A 20,538-nucleotide genomic window follows, 5' to 3' on the forward strand; every position below is an offset into this window, starting at 1 on the left:
GGTATAAACCGAGAGAACAGGCGAAAGTTCACATTTTAAGCAGTGACGTGAAACGTAAGTCAATTAATCCTGTAATGCGATTTATTGAAAAATAAAAACAGCAACGGTTCGCTCTTACCTATTGACCAAAGTTTAGCAACTAGTGATACAACTAATCTTTTCTAAGGTATCAATTGGCGTTTTCCAAAAGCAGAGAGCGAACCTTTTTCATCATTTCAGACTCTTGCGGAACTTCTATGTTAACAATCAACTGATTGACAATATTGTCTGAAAAGTCAGGAGGAAAAGTCGTAGACACTTTTACGATTTTATCTTGTAGCTTAAAGACATAGGTTGTCGCGTAAATTGTTGGTGATGTTTCGGATGCCGCGCTCAGCCCCAATCTCCATCCTCTTAATGCGCTGTTAACCTTATAGCGTGAGGCTGGACTGATTTGAGACAAAGTTAACTGCTGTAAATCGGCTGTAGCACTAGCTCTTTGCAGATCACTTTCTAGTTGCTTAGGAAGTAGCTCGTTTTCATCTAAAGAAAGCTGATCTAAAAAAGGGTATACGGTGACATCAACGAGCGCATCTTCAAACTCAGGGTGTACATAGCGAGTAATTGCACCGTTAAACGGGTCTGGGTACAACTGAGTATCTAATTTAGTGAAGTCGCCAATGGCGCTTGGTACCTGTAATCCACCTTTATAGTCGCTGGCTTCTAGCGCGTCGAACAAAAACTGGCTGGTAAATAATCCAGTATGTTTGGCATGTTGAATCCAGCGGGCAATCAACGATTGCGCTTCTTCTTCGGCTAAAGCGGTTTCCGTTTTCACATCTTTGTTCTCAACGGCACTCGCATCAAATGAAGATGAATCAATTTCTATCCCTCGCCATTGTAGTGTGAATTCTGCAAATTGTTTTGCGTGCTGTCGATGCATGCCAGGCGCTGCGCCAACGTTAGCAATCAATAGTTCGTAGTCGTTTCCTTCGCCATAAGGGAACAAATGACTGAATTCTCCTGATTCGCTTAGAAGTTTAATAAAGCTGTCGGGCGAAATAGCATCTTCAAAACACAAGTTAGTGGATTGTGAAGCATTAGCTTCGCTTAATGCTCGCTGGGCTCCACAAGCCCTGAGTAACGTCTCGCTTGGGTAGGTAGAAAAAACAGAGACAGGTTGATTGACCATAGAAGCAAAGGTGAAGTCAGGCACTAATAACAGAACAAAAACGCACAAAGGTGTTAAAATTTTTGGTACAGCGAACCGCAGTGACTTTAGGCTCCAAAATGCACAGGCCCGCTGGTAAATACTGGAAAAGGAAAACGCGTTTACTTGAACGGGCATAATACTAAAGGCTACCTATTGCCGCTGAATGTTTGTCACTGTACTGGTTATTTCACCGTCAGTCACCCGAGATTTTATCTCATCACCTACATTTACTTTATTCACGCTATTAATGGCTGTTTTGTCGGACAAAGTAATGCTGTAACCACGGGCGAGCGTTGAAAGAGGACTTACGGATTGTAAGAGGCTAACTTTACCACCAAGTTCATTTTTTTTGCTTCTAATGAGTGTATTCATGCTTGATAAGAGCTTAGTGCTAGCATAGTTTAATTTGTCTTTTGCACGCGCCACGTTTGCTGATGGCGATTGTTTGTTTAGCCTGTAATCAAGACCTTGTAATCGCTTCTCTGCTTTTGCCAAGTCGTTTTGCATCTTATGCGCTAAACGAAGTTGTAGTCTGTCTAACGTTTGCCACTGCGATTGGATGCGGCTTTGTGGATGCAACGCATTTAGCCGTTGTTTCTTTAAAACAAGCTGTTGTTTACTCGTTTGAAGGTACTGATGTATTGCCCTTGCTAAGCGTTGTCTTTGCTGACTTAGCGTTTGGTAAAGAGCGGCAGAATCCTGACTTAAGATTTCAGCAGCAGCAGATGGGGTAGGGGCGCGAACATCGGCGACGAAGTCACTAATGGTGAAGTCTACCTCATGGCCTACGGCGCTAACTATGGGAAGGGCACTTGCAGCGACTTCTCTTGCCAAGCTTTCATCATTAAAACACCACAAGTCTTCTAATGAACCTCCGCCTCGCGTAAGTAACAGCACATCCACTTCTGCGCGGCGGTTAGCCGTTCTTAACGCATTAATTAATTGTAAAGGTGCGGTTTCACCCTGAACCATAGACGGATAAACAATGATTTCGGTTTGTGGGCTGCGTCGTTTTAATACACTTAATACATCGTGAAGCGCTGCACCGCTTGATGAAGTTATTACGCCAATGCGATTAATGCGTTCAGGTAGCGTACGCTTGTTAGCAGTATCGAACAAGCCTTCATTGTTGAGTTTGAACTTTAAGGCTTCGAACGCTTGCTTAAGCGCACCTTCGCCATCGCTTTCCATGTGTTCGACAACCAGTTGATAGTCGCCGCGTGCTTCGTAAAGGCCAACCGACGCTCGCACTAAAATTTTGTCGCCTTCTTTAGGGCGAATGCGAACATTGCGGTTTGATCCTTTGAACATAGCCGCGCGCACCTGAGCTTTGTTGTCTTTTAAGGTGAAATACCAATGGCCTGATGCTGCCGCCACAAAGTTAGATATTTCAGCCGATAGCCAAATAAGGCCAATTTCGCCCTCCAACACGGTTCTGGCTAAGCGATTTAGCTTGGTAACTGTTAAAATTTGTCGAGACGTAGATGGCGAATTTGTAAACATAAAAAAAATCACTGGGTTTAATACATTTAGAGTTTACCTGAAAACTAAAAAACACTACAATTGCGCCGCAATTAACCCTCAACTGAATAGGTGTTGTTGCATGCTACGTATCATCCAAGAAGCCCTGACGTTCGACGATGTGTTGCTGGTTCCCGGCCACTCGACCGTCCTCCCTCACACAGCCAACTTACAAACACGCCTTACGCGTGGCGTAACGTTAAATATTCCAATGGTGTCTGCTGCCATGGACACGGTTTCTGAAGCCCGTCTGGCTATTGCGCTAGCCCAAGAGGGTGGTATTGGTTTCATTCATAAAAACATGAAGCCCGAAGAGCAAGCCAAACACGTACGTGAAGTTAAGAAATACGAAAGTGGTGTGGTATCTGACCCGGTAACGGTTGAAGAGAATGCGACTATTGGTGAAGTTATCGCGCTTTCTAAGCGTCTTGGTTACTCTGGCTTCCCGGTGACTGACAAAGATAATAACCTAATTGGTATTGTGACAGGCCGCGATCTTCGCTTTGAAAAGCGCTTAAACCTGCCTATTAGCAACGTGATGACCTGTAAGGATGATCTGGTTACCGTAAAAGAAGGTGCAAGCTCTGATGTGGTGTTAGACCTTATGCACGAACACCGCATTGAAAAAATTCTTGTTGTCGACGACGCGTTTAAGCTTACAGGCCTTATTACTGTTAAAGACTTCCAGAAAGCAGAAAACAAGCCTAACGCATGTAAAGACTCGCTTGGTCGCCTACGTGTTGGTGCTGCGGTAAGCGTTGGCCCAGGTACTGACGAACGTATTGCACTACTTGTAGATGCAGGCGTTGACGTTCTACTTATCGATACCTCTCACGGTCACTCACAAGGCGTTATTGACCGTGTTAAGAAAGTACGTGCTGATTATCCCGATGTACAAATTATTGCGGGTAACGTTGCAACGGGCGATGGCGCGAAAGCACTTGCCGAAGCCGGCGTAGATGCTGTTAAAGTGGGTATTGGCCCTGGTTCAATTTGTACTACTCGTATCGTAACCGGATGCGGTGTGCCTCAAATTACTGCGGTATCAGATGCAGTAGAAGCGCTGAAAGATACTGACATTCCAGTTATCGCTGACGGCGGTATTCGTTTTTCGGGTGACATTGCTAAGGCGTTGGCTGCTGGCGCAAGCTGCGTAATGGTTGGCAGCATGCTAGCAGGTACTGAAGAAGCGCCAGGGGAAGTAGAACTTTTCCAAGGCCGTTATTACAAGTCATATCGCGGTATGGGTTCACTAGGCGCTATGGATCAAAGCCACGGTTCGTCAGACCGTTACTTCCAAGATTCTGATAACGCTGAGAAATTGGTACCAGAAGGTATTGAAGGCCGCGTAGCGTACAAAGGTCCAATTGCTAATATTATCCATCAGCAAATGGGCGGCTTGCGCTCAGCCATGGGCTTAACGGGCTGCGCAACGATTGAAGAGCTCAATACCAAGGCACAATTTGTGCGCGTAACTTCAGCCGGAATGGGCGAGAGCCATGTTCACGATGTAAGCATTACCAAAGAAGCGCCAAACTACCGTTTAGGTTAAGGCGACCGACGACTGCGAGGCTGGTACTACACCAGCCTTTGTTCTTTTATTTAACGGGTAAAAATAAAACATGACCACAAATATCCACGACCAACGCATACTTATTTTGGATTTTGGCTCGCAATACACGCAGTTGATAGCACGTCGTGTTCGCGAAATAGGCGTTTACTGTGAGCTTTGGGCTTGGGATGTGACCGAAGAGCAAATCCGCGAATTTAATCCACAAGGGATTATTCTGTCAGGTGGCCCAGAGTCAGTAACCGAAGAAGGCTCGCCACGCGCGCCCGAGTACGTATTTGAAGCCGGCGTGCCAGTACTAGGCGTATGCTATGGCATGCAAACCATGGCACAACAGCTAGGTGGTGGCGTACTGGGTTCAGACAAGCGTGAATTTGGTTATGCGCAAGTAGAAGTGATTAAGCCAAGCCCGCTGCTAGATAAAATTGAAGATGCCATAGGCGATAACGGCGCGGCGCTACTTGATGTATGGATGAGCCACGGCGATAAAGTGGCAGCTATTCCCGAAGGTTTTGAAACCATCGCACAAACCGCTTCATGCCCACATGCTGCAATGTATAACGCAGAGAAGCAATTCTATGGCGTGCAGTTCCACCCTGAAGTGACGCATACTCGCCAAGGCATGCGTCTATTAACTCACTTTGTGATGGACATCTGTAAGTGTGAAAAGCTCTGGACAGCTGGCGCAATTATTGACGATGCCATTGAGCGTATAAAAGAGAAAGTGGGCGATGAAGAAGTTATTCTTGGCCTTTCAGGTGGGGTGGATTCTTCAGTAACAGCCATGCTGCTTCACCGCGCGATTGGTGACAAACTTACCTGTGTGTTTGTAGACAATGGCCTGCTTCGTTTAAATGAAGCTGATCAGGTTATGGAAATGTTTGGTGACCACTTTGGCCTAAACATCATCCGTGTAGACGCTGAAGAGCGTTTCCTTGATCGCTTAAAAGGTATAGAAGACCCTGAGCTGAAACGTAAAGCTATTGGTAATGAGTTTGTTCGTGTATTTGACGAAGAAGCGGGCAAGCGCGAAAACGCGAAGTGGTTAGCGCAAGGCACCATTTACCCAGACGTTATCGAGTCTGCAGGTTCTGCAACCGGTAAAGCGCACGTAATCAAATCGCACCACAACGTGGGCGGCCTTCCAGAAGATATGGAGCTAGGCCTTGTTGAGCCACTGCGTGAACTCTTTAAAGACGAAGTACGCAAAATTGGCCTTGAGCTAGGTTTACCGTACGACATGCTTTACCGTCACCCGTTCCCTGGTCCGGGTCTAGGTGTTCGTGTACTTGGTGAAATTAAGAAAGAATATTGCGACTTACTGCGTCGCGCTGACGCTATCTTCATTGAAGAGCTATATGCAGCTGATCTATACCAAAAAGTAAGCCAAGCGTTTACCGTATTCCTTCCAGTGCGCTCAGTAGGCGTAATGGGTGATGCGCGTAAATACGACTGGGTGGTAAGCCTTCGCGCAGTAGAGACTATCGACTTTATGACGGCTCACTGGGCTCACTTACCCTACGACTTTCTAGGTAAAGTGTCGAATCGCATTATCAATGAAATCGATGGCATTAGCCGTGTGGTTTACGACATTTCTGGTAAGCCACCTGCTACAATTGAGTGGGAATAAACGGGTGTAAATTTACCGAAATGAAAAGAGAGCCTTCGGGCTCTTTTTTTGTATCTACTTAAAAAAGAGCAAGTTAATAAGCCTGTTACTATAAGGGTGTATATTTTCGCATATATTGGTATGTTGATTCATACCAAATTTGTAACCATACCGTCATAAAAATATCATTTAATGGCGACGTCCTTCTTTATATTTATACTAAAGGTTAAGCCGTGTTCAATTACACAAGCATCAGCCGTTTGGTGATGACGCCTGTTCTCGCCAGCTTTTTAATTCTTGTACTATTAAACGGTGCCTCAATTCTAAAGTCTTTCTCGTTACTTAATTCATTCGATGAGTTAGAAAACACCCTTGTTCAGTCAGAACGAGACGTCAATACCACGCTAAGTACTTTCAAAACTCAAGTGCAAGAGTGGAAGAACGTATTGTTGCGTGGCCACAAAAAAGACGACCGAGAAAAATACTGGGAGCGATTCAAGCAGAGAGAGGCCGACATCACTCGCCAGTTTGACCTGATGCTATCAAGTAGTGTGATAAGTGAAAGCGTGAAGTCAGATATCAGGCAATTTCAAAAAGCCCATGCAGTCATGGCCGAGAAATACCGTGAAGGATACGACGCATTTATTAACTCTGGGTTTGATCCAAAGGTTGGAGATAGCTTTGTTCGAGGTATTGATAGAGAGCCTGCTAAGCTCCTCTCAGGTATCGCGGCGGAAATTGCAGCCGATTCAGCGAATGCGATTGCTGAACTTAAAGCCAATACGCGCACTATGCTCTGGATAATTCTACTGGCAGCAATTGCGCTTTCTGTGCTTTCTGTTGCTTATGTGATTGCTCGTTTGCGCTCTCAGGTTATTAAACCAACAAAGCAGGTTGCGGCGTGTATATCCAACTTGGCTCATAGCCGTTACGACTACGCGTTAACGTATTCCAGCGATCATGAATTGGGCATGCTGGCAGAATCTGCCAGGGCATTACAAAACAAATTAAAAGATTCGGTTGCGCAGCTTCAACAAGCGGAGACCGAAATGGAGAAGGCGTTTGGCACCCTCGGTAACGTCAGTCAATCCATTATGGAAGGCGCCAATGGACAACGGGATGCGTCGCGCTCGCTTGATAGCAGTACGGATAAACTTAAAGAGATTGTGCAAAATTTAGTGGCAATCACCGACCAAGTCGCTGTGGCGACAAATAACTCAGAAAAGAACGTGGCAAGTTGTTATGCTACGTTTGAAAGCGCCAATGCAGGCTTTAAGCAGCTAGCAAAAACGGTAACCGAATCAAGTAATATCGTGTCAGAATTGCAAAGCCGCAGTACCAATATTCTAAAAGTGGTAAATGTTATTAATGAAATTGCCGATCAGACTAACCTACTGGCTCTAAACGCTGCAATTGAAGCTGCTAGGGCAGGTGAGCATGGCCGTGGTTTTGCTGTGGTAGCCGACGAGGTTCGAGCACTTGCAGCTAAAACACAGCAGTCGACCAAGGAAATTAACGACATTTTAAGTAGTTTTGAAGCTGAAGCAAAAGGCGCCGTTGCGGCGATGTCGTCAGGCAAGCAGCTGTCAGACACAAACGCAGCAGAAGCAGCGACAGCGCTTGAAACACTCAATAACGTGGTGAGGGATATTCAAGAAACGGCCAGCGTAGTTGTGGCGCTTAACGAAGCCGCAGATGAGCAAGAGGCTGTACTTCAGCAGGTGGAAACAATTATCAGTAATGTGGTCACATCATCTGAAAAATATCATCAACTTGCTCAGCGTGATGACATGTCACGCTCAATGAAAAGTATGTCAGAAAATGTTGAAAAGGTGGTGAACAGTTTGACTCGGTAACTGTGCTTTGTCAGTATAAACACGTTAAAAGGGAGTGTTTGAACAATGTTCACGCTCCTTTTCTTTTATCTGTTATAGATGCGCGCGCCCTAAACTAGTATTGATAATAATGACAACACCACTCGTATTTCATCCTATTTATAGCCAGTTAGATCTTCCTGAGCGACACCGATTTCCCATCGAGAAGTACGTAGGTATTCGCGATGAATTGTTAAATCGTGGTGTGGAAGCATCGCGTTTTGTTACTCCATCACCGGTTGATCTTTCTTTTCTCACTGCCTATTACGATCCGGACTATGTTGATGCACTAAGTACTGGCGCATTAGATAAGAAAGCCATGCGCCGCATAGGCTTTCCCTGGTCGCAGCAGCTGATTGAGCGTACCCGTACTGCCGTTGCTGGGACCTGTTTAACAGCCAAGCTAGCGCTAGAGCATGGAAAAGCATTGAATTTAACGGGCGGGTATCATCACGCGTTTGCTGATTTTGGGTCAGGTTTTTGCTTGTTCAACGATTTATATTTGGCAGCGAAAACTATGCAGCAAACCCCGTCCGTTGAAAATGTGCTTATTGTCGATCTAGACGTGCATCAAGGCGATGGCACAGCAAAACTTGCCGAAAACGACCGTGATATTTTTACCTTATCTATTCATGGTGAAAAGAACTTCCCTCACAGAAAGCAGCGTTCCGATATTGATATAGGACTCGATAAGGGCACCGCAGACGATGAGTATCTAACTACGCTAGAACAAGCGCTAACGATGGTAATGAGACAATTTCAGCCCGATGCCATCATCTATGACGCAGGCGTTGATGTGCATGTAAACGACGACCTTGGCCATTTGCATATTTCTACGCAAGGCGTGTACGAAAGAGATACGCAAGTCTTTGCGTTAGCCGAGCGTTTGGGCGTTCCGATTGCTGCGGTAATTGGTGGAGGCTACCAAAGAGATATTGCAGCGCTGGTAGAGGTGCATATTCAGCTTTATCGCGCGGCAGGCGTGATTGATTAGCAAACAGTGATGCCTAAAATGAAAAGAGCACGCCATACAAAAGCGGTTTGGCGTGCCCATCCTGTGTCTACGTGGTTATTTATTACAAAAAGTGCAGCTGAAAACCGATACCAATACGTTCTTGTGAGCGGTTATAGTCGATAAGCGAATCGCCATAGCCATTGAAGTATTGAAGCAAGACTTCATAGCGGTCAGAGATAGGGTAGGTGAAGTCTAGCTGGATGCTGCCTCGGTTCTCATCTACGTCGAGGTTGTTTCGTAAAAGCGCCAGTACTTTAAACGCGCCAATTTTCCTTCCATAACCAAGTTCCATTCTACCGTAATAGTCTTGTATATCAGGGTTATCGTCGCCGGTAGGATCAAGCGGGTCTGTTTTCTCGTCTTCAGGAATACGGTACCACGTCTTTAGGTAGTAGATATCGTCATCGTCGCTAAAGACAATAGAGGCAAATATACGGTTCCAGCTTCGAGAGCGCAGCCCGCTTTGACCGTTAGACATATGATTGAAACCAACTTGAAAGGTATTAAATTTGTAGCCAAGAACGGAATAATCGGCTGTTTCTTGCCAAAAGACTTCTGGTTCGTAATTGGTCTCGCGAAACGGCTTCGACGCTTCGCTGTTATAAAGCTGCCAGAAAGAGGTTAGCGTAAAGCCAAAGTAAACACCGTCGAATCCTGTATCTTCCAAATAAAGCGGCAGCTTAGCGCTTACCTGAAATTTTGCTTCTTTATTGTCTATGTTCTCGTTTGTGAGTTCTTCACTGGCCACAGAGCTTGGGTTGGAAACGTAAGTGATTGGAAGTAGATAGTTTTGTCTATGCTGAGTGATAGCAAACACATTATCCAGTGCTTCTTTATCGCCTTCTAATCGGTTATCCAGTGCACTTTCCGTGATGGTGTCACGCTTGATGATATCGATAACTTCAATACCGCTTTCATCCTGTGACGATTGATTTTCTTCATTTTCAACAGTGCGCTCTTGTTCACTATTTTCTAAAGATGACGCTTGTTCGCTTACCACTTCTCGTGATTGTTGAGCGCACACAGGCGTACAAGCAGCAAATGCTGCCAATAATACAAAAGGCTTTAACACAGACACCTTTAATTCTCCGTAACGTGGGGTTGTTGTTATGCTTAACTGAAGTCCAGTGCTTGGCCTTCGGAAGATGCAAATACTTGTAGATTAGACTCTGCCACTGTGACGTATACATTACAATGATTTACAACATCATCTATATCGTCATCAGTCCGTTCTGGATCATGACTATATAAAGCTAATTTTTTTGCGTTACATGCCATTGCTAGTTTCACCGCTTCTTCCGCGACCGAATGACCCCATCCGTTCTTCGCTGGCATGTCAGACAACATATACTGTGCATCGTGTATTAGCAGATCGGCATTTTGTGCAAATTTTGCGAAATCGATAAAGTCTGTTTCTTTTTTGTAGGGGGGGTAAAGCTCATTATCTGTTATGTAAGCCACCTTTGCGTCATCGGCTTCAATACAATAGGCACTGCCACGACCGGGGTGGTTCATGGCTAAGCGAGTTATGGTTGCGCTTCCAACTGAAAATCGGCTTGTAGACTTGGGAATATCGACAATAGAAATGTTAGCTTTCAGCGCACTTCGGGGGACTGGAAATAACGACCCTTCCATTTGTTTTAAAATTTGATCAGGTTCATCAAGGAGGGTTTGACCCGGGTATATGTTGATTTCGCGTGAAGCCTGATAGATAGGCGCAAAAAAAGGGAAGCCTTGAATATGATCCCAATGGTTGTGGCTCAACAGCAGATTAATGGGGGTATCTTTTTGAATAAGGCGCTCGCCAAGCACGCGAATCCCTGTGCCAGAGTCGAGGATGATATCGGTACCATCCTCAAGCTCAATGTGAACGCATGCAGTATTGCCACCATAGCGGACGTAAGCTGCTCCCGGGGTAGGGATTGACCCTCTTACGCCATAAAATGTTAACCGCATACGCCCTCTTTTCTATTCTAATCGGCGAGATCAGGCGCTAGAGTGCGGCTACAAAGTCCTTTGCTGCGCTAATATCTAACAACTGCTTTTCACCAGTACGTCTATTCTTATACTCAACCTGTTGATTATCTAGGTTTCTTTCACCAATAACAATGCTGTGAGGTATGCCAATTAATTCCATATCATTGAACATGACACCCGGACGCTCTTTTCTGTCGTCAAACAACACTTCTACGCCAAGGGCAACAAGCTCTTCATAAAGCGCTTCCGCTGCTTCTTTAATACGATGAGACTTATGCATATTCATTGGTATTAATGCAATTTTAAACGGTGCAATAGGATCTGGCCACTTTATGCCAAATTTATCGTGGTTTTGCTCGATAGCTGCCGCAACAATTCGAGATACGCCTATACCGTAACAACCCATAGTTAAGGTTTGGTGCTTACCTGATTCGCTTAGTACGCCGCAGTTCATGGCCTCTGAATACTTGCTGCCAAGCTGGAAGATATGACCCACTTCGATGCCGCGTTTAATATCTAGCGTGCCTTTCCCATCAGGAGATGCATCGCCTGCTACAACGTTGCGAATATCAACGCCAGTAACATCTTCAGACCAGTTTACGTTAATATTTATCTTACCGCCTGCGCCTGCGCCCGTAGTGAAGTCAGCAAGGGCAGCTGCACTGGCGTCAATAAAAGCGGGTACAGGCAGGTTGGTTGCATCAGCAAAAAATGGTGATACGCCAAGAATATCTTTTGCTTGTTCAAATGATGCTTCAACAAGCGGGCTTGCAACGCCGTCTAACTTCTCTGCTTTTACATCATTAAGCTCATGATCAGCACGAAGTACAAGGGCTACCCATTTATCAGAAACTACTTCTTCGCCTTTACTGTCTACATCATTAGCGGCTTTCACTACTACGACTTTAACCGCGTTTGTCACTTCGGCTTCTACGCTTTTTAAGATGGCATTGAAATCTTTGCCTTTGGCATCTTTAGTCTCAACTGCAGCGCCCGATGCGACAGCTTTTTCAGGCGCAACAGCTTCAGCCATTTCAACATTGGCTGCGTAATCACTATCGCTTGAGAAAGCGATATCGTCTTCACCTGATGCGGCAAGTACGTGGAATTCGTGAGAGTGATTACCACCAATAGATCCAGAGTCGGCAATGACTGCTCTGAAGTCTAAGCCCATACGCGAGAATATATTGCAGTAAGCGTCGTACATTTTTTGATACGTTTCTTCTAAACAGCTGTCTTCTAAGTGGAAGCTGTACGCATCTTTCATGGTAAATTCACGACCACGCATAATGCCGAAACGGGGGCGCACTTCGTCGCGGAATTTAGTCTGAATTTGGTATAGATTGAGTGGAAGCTGCTTGTAGCTGCTAATTTCATTACGCACAAGCGCGGTAATAACTTCTTCGTGTGTTGGGCCTAATACGAAATCACGCTGGTGGCGGTCTTTAATGCGAAGTAACTCTGGGCCGTATTCCTCCCATCGTCCAGATTCTTCCCACAGATCTGCGGGCTGAACAACGGGCATTAGCACTTCAATCGCGCCTGCTTTGTTCATTTCTTCACGAACAATATTGGCTACTTTATTAAGTACACGAAGACCAGATGGCAACCATGTGTATAGACCCGAGGCAAGCTTTCTGATCATACCAGCTCTTAGCATAAGCTGGTGGCTGATAACCTCTGCATCTGCAGGTGTTTCTTTCTGCGTGGCAAGCAAATATTGACTAGTGCGCATGTAAAGCAGGTATCCTGTTATAAATGTATTTATGACGGTTAGTGTGATGCTCTTTCGCAAACGGCAATTCGCAAAACAAAACATTGCGAAATGCTTGAACCGAGATAAGGTGTCACACGTTTGGGCGTATTCTAATTAACTGTGAGCTATTTCGCCACAGACTGTTAACACTAATAGTGTAATTATCCTAAATGAACCAGTTCGGTCACCTTAACGGCGGCATCTCTTATTTCAAACCCCACATCAATATCATATAGCGTCACGCGGTAGGTTTTCTCATCATTTTCAATATGCTGTTTATAGGCTGGGCGAGGGTCTTGGGACAGTACCGCAGTCACCAAGGCAGAAAAACCACGGTGCTTTTTCTCTATTTCAGCAAGTGTGGGCTGGATTGTATCGGCGAATGAAACGTCGCGATTGGGTATGGGGTTAATGTCATCAAGATTATCGCTGGCGCTAGGAACACTATCAGCGTACGCGATATAGGGCTTGATATCGACAAGTGGTGTGCCGTCGACTAAATCTACCCCTTCAACCACTAACTGTGTCTGCCCATTACTGCTAACCACACCTTTGTTTTTCACCACAGACATGCCAATCCCATTAGGTCGGTGGGTACTGCGACTTGCCAGTACGCCCATAGTTGCATTACCACCTAGACGAGGGGCTTTCACCGTATTTTTCCAACCGCGTTCAATGTTTTGGTGAAAAATAAAAAGCAGCCACAGGTGACTGTAATTCTCTATCCCTTTGAGCATATTGATATCGTTAAAGCCTTCTTTGAAGGTGATAACACCTTGGGCGTTAGCCAAGTTGGGCTGTCTTGGAATAGCAAACTTTTGCTTGAAAGGCGTAGCGACGGTCGCTATCGCCTCGAGAGAAAATGAATTGTGGGTATTCACGTTTTAGCCTTAACGAAGTCGAAAATGTGTAACGTTGTCATATTACTCACATAATTTGCAGGTAAAGTAACGTTTCAAGTGAAAGCTTGAGCCAAATAAACATCCTGCTTGTTATAAGGAGCTGCTTATTTGGGTTCCCTGGAGTAATCCAATACTTTGGGCCTGCTCGCATCACGAGCTTATTCTCTTTTTAGTGCGTGTTTTTTACATTGCACAAAAAAGGTAAGCTTCACGTGTTTTATCGAGCGGGCTTATCTTTTTTAAGCGTGTCTAACACACCCTCAAAGTAAGGGCACCCAAGCGTCCGTGCTTTTTCAATGTTATGGCTGAATATCTTTTCGGCATCCTCTTCTTTTTTCATGTAGCGTGTGATATCAGCTTCACGAATCAAATGGAAAAGCGGGTAGGGTGAACGATTGGTATAGTTTTCAGCATCGTCTACGTCGCTACCGTCGAATACATAATTGGGGTGGAAGCTGGCAAGTTGGTAAGTGCCGCTGTATCCCCAGTCGTGCAGCATATTATCGCTGATAGCCAAAACATCGAGATATTCGTTGAAATCAGCAAGGGTTGAATGTGTGAGTGCAATTAGTGTTGTAGCGGTGGTTTCGTTCTCTTCTAAATGCCGCAACTCATCGTATAGCGATTGAACGACATTTCCAGCATCGCCCTCAATTACCACGCACCGAATTTGGTGAGGTGTTCTTACATAGCGTGCAAAGGGACAAAAGTTGTGCTTTATCACAATGTCGTCAACCCATTTAAGCGTTGCATCAATTACGTGCTGTTCCCATAAAGGAGATGTTGGTTCTGCCATAAAAGGTGTAGGTCAGTTTGAGTCTGTGTTCAACGTGAGCGAAGTATAAAATAAAAAGGCAGAAATTTGATTTCTGCCTAACATTTTGGTTGAACTATTTGTGCTTTAAGAATGATATTTTACGTAAGCTTCCAGCGTATTCTCTATCAAACTGGCTACTGTCATCGGCCCAACACCGCCTGGAACGGGGGTTATCCAGCCTGCGCGCTCTTTCGCTTTTTCGAAATCAACATCGCCAACAAGTGAACCATCATTAACGCGATTAATACCTACATCAATGACAATCGCGCCCTGTTTTACCCAGTCACCAGGAATAAAGTTCGGTTTACCTACAGCGACTACCAGTAGGTCTGCACGTTGAACGTGACTTTTAAGGTCTTGAGTAAACTTGTGACAGGTAGTAACGGTGCAGCCTGCTAAAAGCAGTTCTAGGCTCATAGGGCGCCCCACAATATTCGACGCACCTACAATGACCGCGTCCAAGCCTTTTACAGGGCGCTTGGTTGACTCTATCATGGTCATGATGCCTTTTGGCGTGCAGGGACGTAGTGCAGGAATACGCTGTGCAAGGCGGCCAATATTGTATGGATGAAATCCGTCGACATCTTTATGAGGGTGAATACGTTCAAGTACCTTTTCTGCATTTAACCCTGCAGGTAAAGGAAGCTGTACCAGAATTCCGTCTATCTCTTTATCTTCGTTTAGCTCGTCCACTAAATTTAGCAAGGTCTCTTCTGTGGTATCAGAAGGAAGGTCGAAAGAGCGAGAAACGAACCCCACTTCTTCGCACGCTTTACGTTTATTGGAAACATAAACTTGAGAAGCTGCATCACTGCCAACAAGGACAACGGCTAGGCCTGGTTGTCTTTTACCTGCTTGCGTAAGCGATTCAACATAGGAGGTTACGTGTTGGCGAACTTGTTTGGCAATTAGTTTGCCGTCAATAAGATGGGCGGTCATAGTCTTGTACGATTCTTATATGGTTGGGTGGTCAACAAGTGCCCTATATTGTTTCATAAAATAGGACTAATACTCTAGTAGTTATTGCTCTGCAATTATTCGCCACAAATGTTCAACGTAAACATCCGTTAATGGAAAGCCTGATGCTTACCCTTAAAAGAAGCGCAAACCTAGGCTAAAAATAGGTAAATACAAGGGTAATTGTTCAAAAAAACGTGAGAATGGATGCTTTGTGAGCGGTTGATGATTTTATTTAAAAAAGTGTTTGACGAGGTGGGGGGATGTCAGTAATATTCGCACCCCGTAACGGCACAGAGGCTAACGCTTCAAGGTCGGTACGACAGTCGGTGAGTGGCGCAGCTTGGTAGCGCACTTGTTTTGGGTACAAGGGGTCGCAGGTTCAAATCCTGTCTCACCGACCACTTTTTGCAGCGAAGATTCGCCAAGCGCCCGTAGCTCAGCTGGATAGAGCAACGGCCTTCTAAGCCGTGGGTCGCAGGTTCGAATCCTGCCGGGCGCGCCATGCGAGTCAGGTAGGTCCTGATAGCAAGGCTGAATTTTCGTATTTACACTGCTAAAATAAAGCGTGTAAATTGCAAACACACCCTATGGTGGGCGTAGCTCAGTTGGTAGAGCCCCGGATTGTGATTCCGGTTGTCGTGGGTTCAAGTCCCATCGTCCACCCCACTTTTTTGCGGAAGTGGTGGAATTGGTAGACACGCTGGATTTAGGTTCCAGTGCTTCACGGCGTGAGAGTTCAAGTCTCTCCTTCCGCACCATATTTTCAAGCTTTATCAAAAGCTTAATGTAAGCATTCTAGTCGGTGAGTGGCGCAGCTTGGTAGCGCACTTGTTTTGGGTACAAGGGGTCGCAGGTTCAAATCCTGTCTCACCGACCATTTATGCTTTCTTCGATTCAGTAAATACTTCTAGCCAAGAGTGATAAATCATCTATGGGCTAGGGTATGAGTCGACATTAACTACCGAGTAGCTATGTAAGATCCTGACAGCTCGGTAGGCGCTTATGTGTTTCTCAATTTACACATAAGTCTGAACAGGATTACTGTGGTGGGCGTAGCTCAGTTGGTAGAGCCCCGGATTGTGATTCCGGTTGTCGTGGGTTCAAGTCCCATCGTCCACCCCACTTTTTCGCGGAAGTGGTGGAATTGGTAGACACGCTGGATTTAGGTTCCAGTGCTTCACGGCGTGAGAGTTCAAGTCTCTCCTTCCGCACCATATTTAAAGCTCTCGCAGGGCTTTTCAAAAAGATATATCTGTCGGTGAGTGGCGCAGCTTGGTAGCGCACTTGTTTTGGGTACAAGGGGTCGCAGGTTCAAATCCTGTCTCACCGACCATTATCTTTCTCTCCTCTTTATTCATTGCTCAATAAATTCGCATAAATTCCGTCTTTTTCGCTATTTAGGCTATTAGTTTCGCTATTTGGTCAAAATGCGTTCAAATGGTTGTTACAAACTTGTGTTTGCCTCTCGACTCTTGTGGTATGCGGCTGTATACTACCGCGTCTTTTTTTAACCAGTACGTTTGTTTCAGGTTGGCTTTTTGACACAACTTCGTGTCCTAACTTTGATTTTATAAACGTCGAATAACGACCTCTACCCCGGAGTGATATGCAATCAATGCATGACGGGAGAGGGGATTGAGAACAAAACGCCTATAGAGGCGTATAGTTGAGGTAACATAATGCAAGTTTCAGTCGAGACGACCCAGGGTTTAGAACGCCGTCTTACTATCACCGTTCCATCTGACACGGTTGATTCAGCAGTTAAGTCACGCCTACAGCAGTTGGCAAAAACACAACGCATCAACGGCTTCCGTCCAGGTAAAGTTCCTGTAAGCGTAATCAAAAAGCGTTTCGGCCAAGCTGTTCGCCAAGAAGTTGCTGGCGATGTTATGCAGCAAAACTTCTACCAAGCTGTGATTCAAGAAAAAATTCAGCCTGCTGGTATGCCGAAGTTTGAACTGACTAAAGACGAAGACGGTCAGGACCTAGAATTCACAGCATCTTTCGAAGTTTACCCAGAAGTAGAAGTGAAAGGTGTTAGCGATATCGAAATCGAAAAGCCAGTAGTAGAAATTACTGACGAAGATTTAGATAACATGATGGAAACACTTCAGAAGCAGCACGCAACTTGGAAAGAAGTTAAGCGTAAAGCGAAGAAAGACGACAAAGTTATCATCGACTTCGTTGGTTCTATCGACGGTGAAGAGTTTGAAGGTGGTAAAGCAGAAGACTTCGCTCTTGAGCTAGGTAAAGAGCGCATGATCCCAGGTTTCGAAAAGCCACTTGTTGGCGCGAAAGCGGGTGAAGAAGTGACTATCGAAGTAACTTTCCCTGAAGACTACCACGCAGAAAACCTAAAAGGTAAAGATGCAGTTTTCCAAACTACCGTTAAGAAAGTAGAAGGCCTAAACCTTCCAAAAGTTGACGAAGAGTTTGCTAAACTATTCGGTGTTGAAGAAGGCGGAGTTGACGCGCTTAAAGCAGAAGTTCGTAAGAACATGCAGCGTGAACTAAATCAAACGCTAAAAGCGCAAGTTAAAGAAGACGTTATTGCTAAGCTAGTTGAAGCTAACGAGATTGATATTCCTCAAGCGCTAATCGATCAAGAAGTGAACGCACTTCGCGAGCAAGCTAAACAACGTTTCAGCCAACAAGGCGGTGGTCAGAACCTTCCAGACCTACCTGCTGAATTGTTTACTGACAACGCTAAACGTCGTGTATCTATTGGTCTTCTTCTAGGTGAAGTGATCAAGCAGAACGAACTTAAAGCAGACGAAGCTAAAGTTAACGAGATGATCGAAACTGCTGCTTCAGCGTATGAAGATCCGCAAGAAGTTGTTGATTACTACAACAACAACCAAGAGCTTATGCAACAAATGCAGAACGTTGCACTAGAAGAACAAGCTATTGAGTGGGTTCTTGAGCAAGCAAAAGTTACCGAAGTAACTAAAGCTTTTGACGAGGTTATGAACAAACAGGCGTAATTTTTTACTGTCTGATTGACATTACTTGTCAGCAACTGCTTAAATGCTCGGAGCCTTCCGAGCATTTTTGTTTTTAACGCTAGATAATCAAGGTAGCTATGACTAATACCCCGTTTGACCCAATGAATGCACTTGTTCCTATGGTTGTTGAGCAAACCTCTAAAGGTGAGCGCTCATACGACATTTATTCTCGCCTATTGAAAGAAAACGTAATTTTCTTGGTAGGACAAGTTGAAGATCACATGGCCAACCTCATCGTTGCTCAAATGTTGTTCTTAGAAGCTGAAAACCCAGAGAAAGATATTTTCTTATACATTAACTCACCAGGCGGTTCGGTAACTGCTGGCATGGCAATTTACGATACGATGAAGTTTATAAAGCCAGACGTGAGTACAGTATGTATGGGCCAAGCTGCAAGCATGGGCGCCTTTCTACTATCTGCAGGAGCAAAAGGTAAGCGCTACTGTCTACCTAACTCGCGCGTAATGATTCACCAACCGCTTGGTGGCTTCCAAGGTCAGGCATCTGATTTTGAAATTCACGCGAAAGAAATTCTGTCTATTAAAGAGAAATTGAATCGCCTTATGGCGGACCATACTGGTCAAGACTATGAAAAAGTCGCGCGTGACACAGACCGTGATAACTTCTTGAGTGCAACTGAGGCAAAAGAATATGGCCTTGTTGACCAAGTTTTAGCAAATCGATCTGACGTAGCCGCAACTAAGTAGTATAGTTATAGTATACCTGAGCCAGTGCACAGCACGTTTTGGTTTTCGGCTCAGGCAAGGCAGAGGCAAAAGTAATGAGTGATAAGCAAAGCGGTGACGGTGATAACAAGCTACTGTACTGTTCGTTTTGTGGCAAAAGCCAACACGAAGTAAGAAAGTTAATAGCAGGCCCGTCGGTTTTCATTTGCGACGAGTGTGTTGAGTTATGTAACGATATCATTCGCGAAGAAATTAAGGAAATCGCGCCTAAGCAAAAGCAGGACGCTTTACCTAAACCAAGTGAAATTCATGCTCACTTAGACGATTACGTTATCGGGCAAGAACATGCAAAGAAGGTATTATCAGTAGCGGTATATAACCACTACAAGCGCTTGCGCAATGGCGACGTTCACGAAGGCGTAGAACTTGGCAAAAGTAATATTTTGCTAATAGGACCTACCGGTAGTGGTAAAACGCTGCTAGCGGAAACCCTAGCGCGCCTGCTTGATGTTCCGTTCACCATGGCTGACGCAACCACGCTAACTGAAGCTGGCTACGTGGGCGAAGACGTTGAGAACATCATCCAGAAGTTACTGCAGAAGTGCGACTACGACGTAGAGAAAGCGCAGCGCGGAATTGTTTACATCGATGAAATTGATAAGATTTCTCGTAAGTCAGACAACCCATCTATCACTCGTGACGTTTCGGGTGAAGGTGTACAGCAGGCGCTTCTAAAGTTGATTGAGGGTACGGTTGCGTCTGTTCCTCCGCAAGGTGGACGTAAGCACCCACAGCAGGAATTCCTGCAGGTTGATACCTCTAAGATATTGTTCATCTGTGGTGGTGCGTTTGCTGGTCTTGATAAAGTTATTGAGCAACGCGCACAAAAAGACACGGGTATTGGATTTGGTGCTACGGTTAAGTCGAAAGACAACAGCAAACAAATCAGTGAACTGTTTAAGCAAGTTGAGCCTGAAGACTTAGTGAAATATGGGTTGATTCCAGAGTTCATTGGACGTCTACCGGTAGTAACAAGCCTTGAAGAGTTGAATGAAGAAGCACTAATTCAAATTCTACGCGAGCCTAAGAATGCAATCACCAAGCAATATGGTGCATTGTTCTCGATGGAAGATGTAGAGCTAGAGTTCCGTGACGATGCACTTAATGCTATTGCTAAAAAGGCAATGGATCGTAAGACAGGCGCACGTGGTCTTCGCTCAATCGTTGAAGCGGTTTTGCTTGATACTATGTATGACCTTCCTTCAATGGAAGACGTGAGCAAAGTTGTTATTGATGAAACCGTTATTCGCGGTGAATCAAAACCTATCTTGATTTACGACAGCAACGAAAAGAAAGCCGCCTCTGAATAGATGCTGGTTTTGTGAAAAAAGGCCCATTAGGGCCTTTTTTTGTTTTTAACAGCCAAAGTTTCAGACTTCGCTGTCTAATCTGATCTACGTTTAACCAAAGGGTATACCTTGAAAGTGGGTGATTTTTGAGCGGTTAAAACAAATCTCGCTATCCTTTCTACTAGATTTTTGCGTTTAGTATTGCCATTCGAGGCAAAATCGATAATGGTTATACTAAGGTCAACAGGCCCTAGAGCAGGGAAGGTAAGGTTAAGGAATTAACGCACTTTAATAAGTTTCGATTG

Annotated in this window: 15 protein-coding genes and 8 tRNA genes; 15 read left to right on the forward strand and 8 right to left on the reverse strand. The window is 45.0% G+C overall.

Translation table 11 applies throughout. The features are described 5' to 3' along the window. Positions 1 to 169 precede the first annotated feature (169 nt). Both F0261_RS04530 and xseA read right to left on the reverse strand, forming a co-directional pair. Positions 170 to 1,327, reverse strand: a complete 1,158-nt coding sequence (locus tag F0261_RS04530) for a hypothetical protein (protein ID WP_171337331.1) — start codon at positions 1,325 to 1,327, stop codon at positions 170 to 172. 15 nt (positions 1,328 to 1,342) lie between these two features. Then, complete coding sequence (gene xseA, locus F0261_RS04535; protein ID WP_171337332.1) at positions 1,343 to 2,695, reverse strand: exodeoxyribonuclease VII large subunit; 1,353 nt, start codon at positions 2,693 to 2,695, stop codon at positions 1,343 to 1,345. A gap of 100 nt (positions 2,696 to 2,795) precedes the next feature. On the opposite strand from xseA, the gene guaB reads away from it, so the two are divergent. From guaB to F0261_RS04555, 4 genes are all read left to right on the forward strand, one after another. Then, positions 2,796 to 4,265: an IMP dehydrogenase gene (gene guaB, locus F0261_RS04540; RefSeq protein WP_171337333.1), complete on the forward strand. Its 1,470-nt coding sequence runs from the start codon at positions 2,796 to 2,798 to the stop codon at positions 4,263 to 4,265. A gap of 70 nt (positions 4,266 to 4,335) precedes the next feature. Then, complete coding sequence (gene guaA / locus F0261_RS04545) at positions 4,336 to 5,913, forward strand: glutamine-hydrolyzing GMP synthase (RefSeq protein WP_014950157.1); 1,578 nt, start codon at positions 4,336 to 4,338, stop codon at positions 5,911 to 5,913. A 212-nt stretch (positions 5,914 to 6,125) separates the two neighbouring features. Next, a complete protein-coding gene (locus tag F0261_RS04550) occupies positions 6,126 to 7,748 on the forward strand; it encodes a methyl-accepting chemotaxis protein (RefSeq protein WP_014950156.1) in 1,623 nt (540 codons plus the stop codon). Between the two features lie 109 nt (positions 7,749 to 7,857). Next, positions 7,858 to 8,760: a histone deacetylase gene (locus F0261_RS04555; protein ID WP_014979818.1), complete on the forward strand. Its 903-nt coding sequence runs from the start codon at positions 7,858 to 7,860 to the stop codon at positions 8,758 to 8,760. An 82-nt stretch (positions 8,761 to 8,842) separates the two neighbouring features. On the opposite strand, the gene F0261_RS04560 is transcribed toward F0261_RS04555, so the two are convergent. From F0261_RS04560 to folD, 6 genes are all read right to left on the reverse strand, one after another. Further along, a complete protein-coding gene (locus tag F0261_RS04560) occupies positions 8,843 to 9,859 on the reverse strand; it encodes a phospholipase A (protein ID WP_014979817.1) in 1,017 nt (338 codons plus the stop codon). Positions 9,860 to 9,894: 35 nt separating this feature from the next. Beyond that, on the reverse strand, positions 9,895 to 10,737 hold the full coding sequence (locus tag F0261_RS04565) for an MBL fold metallo-hydrolase (protein WP_014950153.1): 843 nt from the start codon (positions 10,735 to 10,737) through the stop codon (positions 9,895 to 9,897). Positions 10,738 to 10,774: 37 nt separating this feature from the next. Next, complete coding sequence (locus F0261_RS04570; protein ID WP_171337334.1) at positions 10,775 to 12,493, reverse strand: proline--tRNA ligase; 1,719 nt, start codon at positions 12,491 to 12,493, stop codon at positions 10,775 to 10,777. Positions 12,494 to 12,675: 182 nt separating this feature from the next. Further along, positions 12,676 to 13,395: a tRNA (N6-threonylcarbamoyladenosine(37)-N6)-methyltransferase TrmO gene (gene tsaA / locus F0261_RS04575; RefSeq protein ID WP_171337335.1), complete on the reverse strand. Its 720-nt coding sequence runs from the start codon at positions 13,393 to 13,395 to the stop codon at positions 12,676 to 12,678. A gap of 238 nt (positions 13,396 to 13,633) precedes the next feature. After that, the gene (locus F0261_RS04580) at positions 13,634 to 14,212 is read right to left on the reverse strand and encodes a DUF1415 domain-containing protein (protein WP_039216901.1); all 579 of its coding nucleotides are present in this window, start codon (positions 14,210 to 14,212) and stop codon (positions 13,634 to 13,636) included. A 105-nt stretch (positions 14,213 to 14,317) separates the two neighbouring features. Continuing rightward, entirely contained in the window at positions 14,318 to 15,172 is an 855-nt protein-coding gene (gene folD / locus F0261_RS04585) for a bifunctional methylenetetrahydrofolate dehydrogenase/methenyltetrahydrofolate cyclohydrolase FolD (protein WP_014950149.1), read from the reverse strand. Positions 15,173 to 15,517: 345 nt separating this feature from the next. Between folD and F0261_RS04590 the strand changes: the two genes are divergently transcribed. The 11 genes from F0261_RS04590 to clpX all read left to right on the forward strand — a co-directional run bounded on the left by F0261_RS04590 (position 15,518) and on the right by clpX (position 20,254). Beyond that, positions 15,518 to 15,594: transfer RNA gene (locus F0261_RS04590), tRNA-Pro, on the forward strand. Positions 15,595 to 15,618: 24 nt separating this feature from the next. Further along, positions 15,619 to 15,695 (forward strand) — tRNA-Arg (locus F0261_RS04595). Positions 15,696 to 15,783: 88 nt separating this feature from the next. Then, positions 15,784 to 15,859 (forward strand) — tRNA-His (locus F0261_RS04600). Positions 15,860 to 15,866: 7 nt separating this feature from the next. Next, positions 15,867 to 15,951, forward strand: a tRNA-Leu gene (locus F0261_RS04605). 42 nt (positions 15,952 to 15,993) lie between these two features. Then, a tRNA-Pro gene (locus F0261_RS04610) sits at positions 15,994 to 16,070 on the forward strand. 169 nt (positions 16,071 to 16,239) lie between these two features. Then, a tRNA-His gene (locus F0261_RS04615) sits at positions 16,240 to 16,315 on the forward strand. A gap of 7 nt (positions 16,316 to 16,322) precedes the next feature. Beyond that, positions 16,323 to 16,407 (forward strand) — tRNA-Leu (locus F0261_RS04620). A 42-nt stretch (positions 16,408 to 16,449) separates the two neighbouring features. Next, positions 16,450 to 16,526, forward strand: a tRNA-Pro gene (locus F0261_RS04625). Positions 16,527 to 16,872: 346 nt separating this feature from the next. Beyond that, on the forward strand, positions 16,873 to 18,177 hold the full coding sequence (gene tig / locus F0261_RS04630; protein ID WP_039216909.1) for a trigger factor: 1,305 nt from the start codon (positions 16,873 to 16,875) through the stop codon (positions 18,175 to 18,177). 98 nt (positions 18,178 to 18,275) lie between these two features. Continuing rightward, entirely contained in the window at positions 18,276 to 18,905 is a 630-nt protein-coding gene (gene clpP, locus F0261_RS04635; protein ID WP_014950147.1) for an ATP-dependent Clp endopeptidase proteolytic subunit ClpP, read from the forward strand. Between the two features lie 74 nt (positions 18,906 to 18,979). Further along, positions 18,980 to 20,254, forward strand: a complete 1,275-nt coding sequence (clpX, locus tag F0261_RS04640) for an ATP-dependent protease ATP-binding subunit ClpX (protein ID WP_014950146.1) — start codon at positions 18,980 to 18,982, stop codon at positions 20,252 to 20,254. The last annotated feature ends 284 nt before the right edge of the window (positions 20,255 to 20,538 follow it).

Source organism: Alteromonas sp. 07-89-2, from assembly GCF_013113925.1.
Classification (GTDB): Bacteria; Pseudomonadota; Gammaproteobacteria; order Enterobacterales; family Alteromonadaceae; genus Alteromonas; species Alteromonas macleodii.